The sequence below is a fragment of the Thermogutta sp. genome (assembly GCF_014359955.1).
Taxonomy (GTDB): Bacteria; Planctomycetota; Planctomycetia; order Pirellulales; family Thermoguttaceae; genus Thermogutta.
This window is the reverse complement of record NZ_JACIYL010000117.1, coordinates 1-8,466: the sequence shown is the minus strand read 5'-3', so window position 1 is coordinate 8,466 and position 8,466 is coordinate 1. Positions and strand designations below refer to the sequence as shown.

At 59.4% G+C, this 8,466-nt stretch carries 5 protein-coding genes; 3 read left to right on the top strand and 2 right to left on the bottom strand.

The features are described from left to right. Together H5U08_RS05580 and H5U08_RS05575 are read right to left on the bottom strand one after the other, a co-directional pair. The coding region (locus H5U08_RS05580) for an alpha-L-fucosidase (RefSeq protein WP_297031103.1) at positions 1-697 on the bottom strand (697 nt) is incomplete at its 3' end. Between the two features lie 61 nt (positions 698-758). Continuing rightward, the gene (locus H5U08_RS05575) at positions 759-2,897 is read right to left on the bottom strand and encodes a right-handed parallel beta-helix repeat-containing protein (protein ID WP_297031102.1); all 2,139 of its coding nucleotides are present in this window, start codon (positions 2,895-2,897) and stop codon (positions 759-761) included. Between the two features lie 901 nt (positions 2,898-3,798). Between H5U08_RS05575 and H5U08_RS05570 the strand changes: the two genes are divergently transcribed. From H5U08_RS05570 to H5U08_RS05560, 3 genes are all read left to right on the top strand, one after another. Next, on the top strand, positions 3,799-4,326 hold the full coding sequence (locus tag H5U08_RS05570; protein ID WP_297031100.1) for a hypothetical protein: 528 nt from the start codon (positions 3,799-3,801) through the stop codon (positions 4,324-4,326). 172 nt (positions 4,327-4,498) lie between these two features. Continuing rightward, on the top strand, positions 4,499-7,432 hold the full coding sequence (locus tag H5U08_RS05565; protein WP_297031098.1) for a pilus assembly protein N-terminal domain-containing protein: 2,934 nt from the start codon (positions 4,499-4,501) through the stop codon (positions 7,430-7,432). Between the two features lie 115 nt (positions 7,433-7,547). After that, positions 7,548-8,186 carry a hypothetical protein gene (locus tag H5U08_RS05560; protein ID WP_297031096.1) on the top strand — a complete coding sequence of 213 codons (639 nt, stop codon included), beginning with the start codon at positions 7,548-7,550 and terminating at the stop codon, positions 8,184-8,186. The last annotated feature ends 280 nt before the right edge of the window (positions 8,187-8,466 follow it).

Sequence of the window (8,466 nt, the reverse complement as noted above, 5' to 3'; positions counted from 1 at the left end):
GGGTGCGAATGTGTTTGTACAGGGCCAGGCCGTGGGCATGCGTCCAGGGCGCTTCCCATTCCCCGTCGAACCACATGACTCCCAACGGTCCGTATTTGCGAATAATCTCCGCCGTCTGGTTGTGGAGGTACTGAACGTAGCGCTCCATGTTGGGGTTGGGCTTACGCGTTCGACCGCCGGGGGAGCCCAACGGGTAATCGGGATGGTACCAATCACAGATAGAGTGATACGTGCAGAACACGATCCCCTGGCGGCGACAGGCTTCGGAAAGCTCCTTCAGCACGTCCCGCTTAAACGGCGTGGACATGATGTCGTAATCGGTGTATTCCGAATCCCACAGACAAAAGCCGTCGTGGTGCTTCGATGTGATCACGAGATACTTCATGCCTGCCTCTTTGGCGATGGCCACCCATTCATCGGCGTTAAAGTTTACGGGGTTGAATTGTTTGTAGAGATTGTCGTACTCTTCGATGGGGACCTGAGCCCCGCGAGACCATCCGATCTCCGTCCCCTTGATGCTGACTGGTCCCCAGTGAATGAACAGCCCGAACCGCATCGCCCGCCATCTCGCCAGAGACTCCGGCGGTGGCGTCCACTCGAATTGCGACTCTTCGGCCAGGCATGGGGGACTAAAAATCCCCATCCCCTTAGCACACGCCATCAATCCCAGAAAAACAAGAGCATACCCGAGGCGCATACAAGACCCTCCCGAAATGTCTGGCGTTTCGTCCAGCGTTTTATCCGCGTTTCAGCCCAGGTCACTCACCCTTGGGCAACCCGGCAGGCACCTCTGGCAAATTGACAGTGAGCACCGGCGGGCTGGTCCGCCCGGCTTCCCGTGGATCGAACGCCTGAAATCCCAGTTTAAAGGCCGGCGACTCCGGCTGAAGTCGATAATCCTCGTTTGCGGGATCGACAAATTTTGGATCCGCGATGATGGAATGCAGATCCTGCCCCCGCTGTTTTTGCCACTCTTCGAGCGTCAGGTTACCCGGAAAGACGACCGGCTTTCCTCCGTGCCAGTACAGATTGTAATCCATCCGAAAGTTATTGTCGTTCCAGTTGCTACCCAGCAGCGGACTGTCGTTCTCCCAGGCAACAACGTTCCGCTCAAAGAAGAACGAAATATGGGGTTCCGTGCGGGTTCGCTGGATTTGATGCTCGATCGAGTTCACAAAGATATTGTTATGGATGCGATTCTCTTTTCCGTAGTGCTGGTGAAAATTGCCGGTTTTTGTGCGATAGACAAGGTTGTAGGCCATCTCGATGTGCGTGGAACCTTCGTCCGTGTACAACCCCCAGCCACCATAACTGAACGAATAAACGTCGTGGATCCTGTTGTGATTAACGGTCGTTCCCGGCGAAACTCCCAGGGTGTACACGCCCCCCATGTCAGAGAGCACGTACTGTCCGATGTTGTAGATGTGGTTGTAATTGATCGCGTTGTGATGGGCCGGGCTTTCCGCGTAGCCCCACGTCCAACCCACCGAAACCCCCGTGTAATAGAAATCGAAAATGTCGTTGTGTTCCACCGTGTTGTAAGGTGAATGGCCGATCCAGACTCCGACGGCCGCGGGATGGATGCGTCCTCCATGGGCAATTGTGCAGTTTTTCACGGTGATGTGTGAGACGAGGGCATCCTCGCCCTGGGGTTGCTGACTGGCCCCCTGCCAGTTGGCCGAACCGGCATGTCCAATCTTCACCCCACCCGCTCCCAGATCGACCAGTTCGCAATTTTCCAGCCGGCAGTTCCGGCAACCTGCTCCAAACGCGACGGCATACGTGCCGGTGTGAATGACCGCGCAGGTGTCAAATAGGACATTCCTCGCCCCCACAGCCGAAATCGCCCCATCCAGGCCAACCTCCGCCTGAGGGTAGAACTGCCCATCCTCCGGGCAAACCCAGTTGGAATGGGCGAAAATGAGACCGCGAAACTGAAGGTGCTCCACCCACCGCTTATTCGCACTGTCGCACGCAAGAATGACCAGGTTATCCAGACGAGGCGCTACGACATCCGCCGTTTGCGGATCTTCGCCAGGTTTTGGGATATACGTGAGTTCACCCGTCGTGCGATCGAGATAGAACTCGCCTGGCTCGGTCAGCCCCTCTTTCACATTTTCAAGGTAATAGCGATGCCCTTTGAGGAACTGTGCCCAGTAGGAGTCGAATCCGGTGCCCCGGCGGAAAATGACCAGCTTTTTCTCCGAATCGATGCTGGCAATCCGCATCCGCGACATGGACCACTGGTGGAAAATGTTGACTTCCACATCCCCGAGATTGGTCCATTGGGGATTGAACTCTGCTTCCGCATACTGGATCCGGTCATCCCCACCCCGCTCTTTTTCGGCAGGGGGCGGCACCCGCTCCGCAATCGTGTAATAGCCCTTTTTGGGCAGACGGGGACGGTAGCGACGCTGATCGTTGACGAAAAGCTGGGCGAAGGCCCATTTTCCGCTTTTCACCTCATCAAGGACCAGATGCCACCGGCCTCGATCGTCCACTTTCCAGCCGGAAAGGGGAACGCCACCAGAAATGATCGGTCGCTCATTGGGGTAAGCCTGATACACCGTAGGGGACTTTTCAGTGCCCGAATCCGCCGGGGTGAATCGAAGAGGCTGACTCAAAAAATAACGGCCGCCACGGATGCTGACCACGACCGGCGTATGTCGCTCAGGTTCCTTTTGGCGGAGTTCTCGCACGGCCTGCTGGGCTCGAGCTATTGTGGCAAACGGACCATCGGTCCTGGCCTCGTTGGGGGCCGCCAGTTTGCCAGACCAGCCATCATTGCCATCCGGGGCGACGTAAAAATCCTGGGCCAAAAGGCAGCCCATCCCGAGGAGCGTGCCCACAAGCGTGCCCGCTAAATACCTCACAAGCGGAGTGACTTTCACCATCATGAATCTCCTTTCGCGGTGGGCCAACGAATGGTAGGCCAGGTTGGCGGGAGTGCCGACGATTTTATTTGGCCCATTCCTGTTCCGGCAGCTCAGCAAACTTGACGGCATGTCCGCGGTTACTATACCCCGGCCGCCAGGCGACCGCAAGCATCCGGGCCATGGATGATCCAGCGTTGAAAAACGGACGTGACAGGCACGTCCCTCCGAGAGACGCTTCGGAGGGGCACGCTTGTCGTGCCCGGGGAATAACATTGGATAATCCAACATCGCGAAGCGGACGTGACAGGCACGTCCCTCCGAGAGACGCTTCGGAGGGGCACGCTTGTCGTGCCCGGGGAACCAAAATGGATGACCCAGCGTTGGAAAGGCGGACCTGACAAGCACGTCCCTCCGAGAGACGGACCTGACAAGCAGGTCCCTCCGAATATGGACGTGACGAGCGGGTCCCTCCGGAAAAGGTCCCGCCGAAAGCGGACCTGCCCTCCAACTCCCCGGAGTGAATCGCACTCCAGCGCACATGCTCGTCGCGGTCGAGAGCTTTTCCACTGACAGCGAAAAATCGGAGATAAGAATTCAGCCAACACAAACAGGAAACAAAATTTTGATAGAAATCCGCCAACCGTTCCCCCTCTGATTCTCCACCTTCCCCATTTCGACGACTGCCGCGCAGCCCGAACGTCCCCAGGATCGTCAAAACCCGGCTCTCCGGATTGTGAAAATGGGAAGCTTGTGGCGATAGTGGCGGAATTCTGCTCCCCCCAATTGACGAATTTACCCCAATTCCAGTGGGCGTGAAAACGCACTTTTGACGATAACGCTTAACAGCAGCGTGACATCGTTTTTGGGGATTGCACCAGGTTGACCAGAAGTGCCGAAGAGCATCCGCCATAAGGAGGTTGCCGTGTCAGCCAGATGGGACGCAAAGTCGCCGCTTTGGCCTGTGCTGACCCTCGTCGGGTTGGCAATCAGTGTTAGCTGGCCAGCCGTGTCGGGGGACCTTCGCGCGGCAGAGCCTGAACAAAGTTCGGCAGGTTCGGCATCGGCACCAGCGAGTAGCGCAGAATCAGGGCTTTCCCCGGCTCCGCCAACGGCCGGGAGCTCCGTCGAGCTCTCTTCAGTCTGCCCGGCGTGCGATTGCCACGGACACATCCACCAGGGGTGTCTTGCCCGCTACATGTCGGCCATCGGAGGGTTCAACTGCACATGCCGGGGCAGCTACAAGTTTCCGGTGCCGCCTCAATACACCTATCACTGGCCTGGGCTGTACAGCCAGCAGCTCATGACGGCGTACAACAGCCCTTACCGGTATCCGGCGCTGAAACTCCCTCCGTGGATGTCTCCGCGAGGACAGGCGTCGGCCGTCCCGGGAGTGAAACCGCTCACTCCGTCACCGGCAGAAGCCAAACCGGAATTGGAGCCGGTACGCTGAGGGAGAAAACCGCGAGAGGGACATGGGGACGTTTGGCCTCCCGCACGTTAGTGAAACACTGTCGCGTGGACGAAGTTGGAACAGGATGGAATAACCTCCACTGAGACTGACACAGCGTGAATATCCGTCGCCGATCACGGACTCGATCGGCGCACAACCCAGGGATGGAGCTATGAACAAGGCAGCGCAGCGTGCGATTTTGGTTCGCCGTGATGCCACGGGCGTGCCGTTTCTCTTCGCTTTCGGTATGCTCACCGTGGTCACCACTATTTTTTCGTGGGCCTGGGGACGCGTCACTGCGCGGGGAGACGAAGCCAACTCCGCCCCACAATCCCCGGCCCCATTGCGCCTTCAACTTCAGGTGGGTGAAGTCCGTCCCCTCCTGCCCGAGGAAAACCGCGATTCCGGCACCGCGCTTTCCGAACAAAGCTCGCAAGACACTGCCGTTGAGTTGCGGATCCGCGTCCCGACGCAGACACCGTCGGTCTCCCAAAAAGCCGCAGAAAATCGGCCGGTGGCCGTGGTTTCGACAGGTTCGCCGGAAGAAGTTTGGATTGAAGAAAGCCTCGAAGGCGTCCCCGCCGAGATCTGGGTCAGCGAAGATAAACCCGCGGCATCGTTGCAACGAGACACGATCGTTCTTTCGCCGGCGCAGATGCCTGCCCGAAACGACAGCAGCCCCCTGACGGGTTTGGCGTTGTCGTCAGATGAGCCACAGGACAATTCTCCAATAAGCGGCCATGATCGGACTTCCGCTCGTGGCTCCACTGTCAATCACGGGGGAACGGCGCCCAGTCACCGGATTGTGCTGGAGGCGCCGGGATCGCAGCAACAGATTGTCCTGCGAGTGCGGGCTGTCAACGAGCCCTTGGTGGTTCGCAATAGCGCCGTCCGCAATGACACGGAGGGTGACCTCGGAGGCGACGAGTCACCACTGGCCGGTCTGGGTGTGGCCTCGCCCGGGACCCCGCGCACCACGCCAAGTGTCCTCCGGCTGATCCGCGAAAATATGGAAGTGAGCCAGAGTTGGTCGGTGGCAGCCAGCCGCCCGGTGCGGCCTTTCCTTCTGGATGAGCAGCCGGTCCTGCGAGTTCCGGCTGAGGTGACGCCCGAAGTGGCGCAGGCTGCCACTGAGGACGCGGTTCCGAACCGTCAGGCAATCGTTCTCGCCTCAACGGGCACGGCAGAGCAGGCGGCGGAAGACCGTGCCGTTTCCTCGCCGGTGACCACTGCCTGGGACTGGCCGGGGCGGACCTCCGAGGAACAACGAAAGCAGGACACACCCAACCGAGACAGCGACAGCCTTGTGACACTGATCGATAATGACATTGTCGCATTCAAACGAAGCCAGCCAGCAGAGGATACTGCCTCGCAGTGGCGTGTGATCACACCTCAGCCTTCTCTGGCTGACCAGGCTACAACTCCTTCGCTCGCGCAAACCGAAGAAGGGCAACCTGGGCCAGCGCAACCGGCTCTCAGCCAAAACAATCCTTCCGAGAGCACCCCGCCGCTTCGTCCCGTTCGGCCGTCGATCGTCGGTGATTCCGATGAGATCAGCGGACAAGCGGGGACATCTTCCCGTCCGTCCGTGCAGGTGAAGGAGTTCAGCCCTTCCAGCCATCAAACGCCGACGGCTCTGACAGGCCTGCAAACCGAGGCACCGGCGGCTTCCCCGTCGCCAGCGCCGGAGCAACCGAAACCAAACCTGGCTGCAAGCCCGTTTGAAATCATCGAGGAATCCGGCGAGTTGACCGTCATCGTGCGGCGGAGCAAACTGCTGCGGACGCAGGTGGACGTCTATCGCACGGCGGTTGTCGATTCCAGCATCTGCGACGTGGTTCAGTTTACACCCCGTGAGATTTCCATCCTGGGTAAAAGCCAGGGTGCCACCCACGTGACGTTCTGGTTCCAGGATGAACGCTATCGCCCGGTGACGTATCTCGTGCGGGTCATCCCCGATCCGGAAGTCGAGAAAACCCAGGTGGAACGTTATGAACTTCTCGAGTCACATCTCGCCAAGTTATTTCCCGAAAGCAAAGTGGACCTGATCGTCGTCGGCGACAAGCTCGTGGTGAAAGGTCAGGCACGCGACGCCGCCGAAGCCGCGCAGATCATGGCGGTCATCCGGGGCGAACTGGTTCGTGGCCGGAGCGTCGCCGAGGGGAAGGCGGCCGATCCGATCGGTCAGGAAGCAGCCGGACAGAGTCTGCCGGCCATCCAGGTGATCAACATGCTGCGGATTCCCGGCCCACCGCAGGTTGCTTTGAAAGTCAAAATTGCCGAACTCAACCGGACGGCTGCCCGCAACTTCGGCGTGGACATGCGGCTCGACTTCGACCAGGGGAAATTCCTCATTCAGTCCCTGCTCAACATCTCCTCCGGTGGTTCGGCGAGTGTGATCGGCAACTTTGACGGAGGAGACCTCCAGTTTGGACTCCACTATCTGGAAGAGCATGGCGTGGTCCGCCTGCTCAGCGAACCGACACTGGTGACCCTGAGCGGCCGTCCCGCTACTTTCATCGCAGGCGGAGAGTTTGCCGTGCCCACGGCTGTCGGAGTCAACGGCGTGGGAGCGGTCACCACGGACTTCCGGGCGTATGGAGCAATCATCACGTTCCTGCCCACCGTCCTGGACAAGGACCTGATCCGACTGGAGGTGGCGCCGGAATTCAGCCAGATCGACAAGAAGAACACAGTCAATGGCACCCCGGGTCTGCGCACCCGCGCTGTTACCACCACTGTGGAAATGCGCGAAGGTCAGACGCTGGCGATTGCCGGATTGCTGGACGATTCGATGACCGGCAACAATCAGGGTGATTTGCCGATATTCAATCAAATTTTCGGGCGGCGGAGCCTCAGTCGGAACGAGACTGAGCTCATCATCCTGGTCACGCCGGAGATCGTCCATCCGATGGAGCCGGAGGAAGTGCCGCCGCTGCCAGGTTTCGATGTCACCGAGCCGACCAACCACGAGTTCTACCTCAAAGGTCATCTCGAAGGGCGACCCACTCAGGAATACGACAGCACGACCTGGCCGCGACTCCGTCGGCGCTACAACGCCGGAGGACCGGCCACCATCTCCGGCCCCTACGGCCACGGCGACTGACGCAGGTAGACAGAGAACCACACAGAAACTTCTTTTACCGCGAGGAAAGACATACGGTCACACCGCAGGAAGTTTCCCAGAGAAATAATCCGCCAGAGAAATCGCGAGATAAGCCATGAACCGGCACGAACGCATCCTGCAAACGGGCTTCACGAATGGAACGCGTGAGCAACGCATTTCGGAAAGCACGCCGCCGAAGGAGCACCGTGGGTGGCGATGTTTCGCCGCGATCCCGTGGGGACTGCTGAGCGTGGTGCTGCTGGTCGGTTGCCATACACCGAAGGTCTCTCACGAGGCCAAAATGGGCCCGGTGTATGATCGCCCATTCCCGCTCGGGCAGGTCACCGATGCCCATTGGGAAACGATGCAGACCAATGCGGAAGCCGCGGACTTCATCTTTTACGATCACGAATTTGTGGGCCAGACGGCCGATCTGACTCCTCTGGGGCGAAAACACCTGCTGTCTGTCGCACTGCGGTTGGAGCATGTCCCCTTCCCTGTTGTGGTGGAAGAGTCGCCCCGGGGCGAGAACCCGCAGCTTGACGAAGCCCGACGGCAAACCATCGTCAATCAACTCGTTCAGCTTGGTCTCAATCGGGAGATGGTGGAAGCGCGGGTGGTTGTGGCGCCGGCGTTCACGGAAGGCCTTTCCGCCATCGAGGGCGAGGCAGCATACTACAGCACGCTTCTCGATAGCCAATACGGGACGGGCTTCCGTGGCATGAACCGAGGTTTCAGCGGCTGGCGACGGTAGGCTTGCTGTCGTCTTCGCAAAGATCAGCAAACGCGCATGGGACGGAGGTGGCCCCTCTGTCCCATTTCTCTTTCGGAGGGACCCGCTTGTCGGGTCCGAGGGATAACGCTCGATCATCCATTCCCTCTCACCGGGCACGACCAGCGCGCCCCACCCAATTTTCCGGAGGGACGTGCTTGTCACGTCCACATTCGGAGGGACGCGCGTGTCGCGTCCGATCAACACCGATCGGCACCCCGTCACGGAGCATGGCAAGCGTCCCCTACTCCGAAGATTCCCG

Coding starts and splice junctions, on each gene's coding strand:
- H5U08_RS05565 (WP_297031098.1), top strand. CDS start 4,499: ATGAACAAGGCAGCGCAGCGTGCGATTTTGGTTCGCCGTGATGCCACG.
- H5U08_RS05560 (WP_297031096.1), top strand. CDS start 7,548: ATGAACCGGCACGAACGCATCCTGCAAACGGGCTTCACGAATGGAACG.
- H5U08_RS05575 (WP_297031102.1), bottom strand. CDS start 2,897: ATGATGGTGAAAGTCACTCCGCTTGTGAGGTATTTAGCGGGCACGCTT.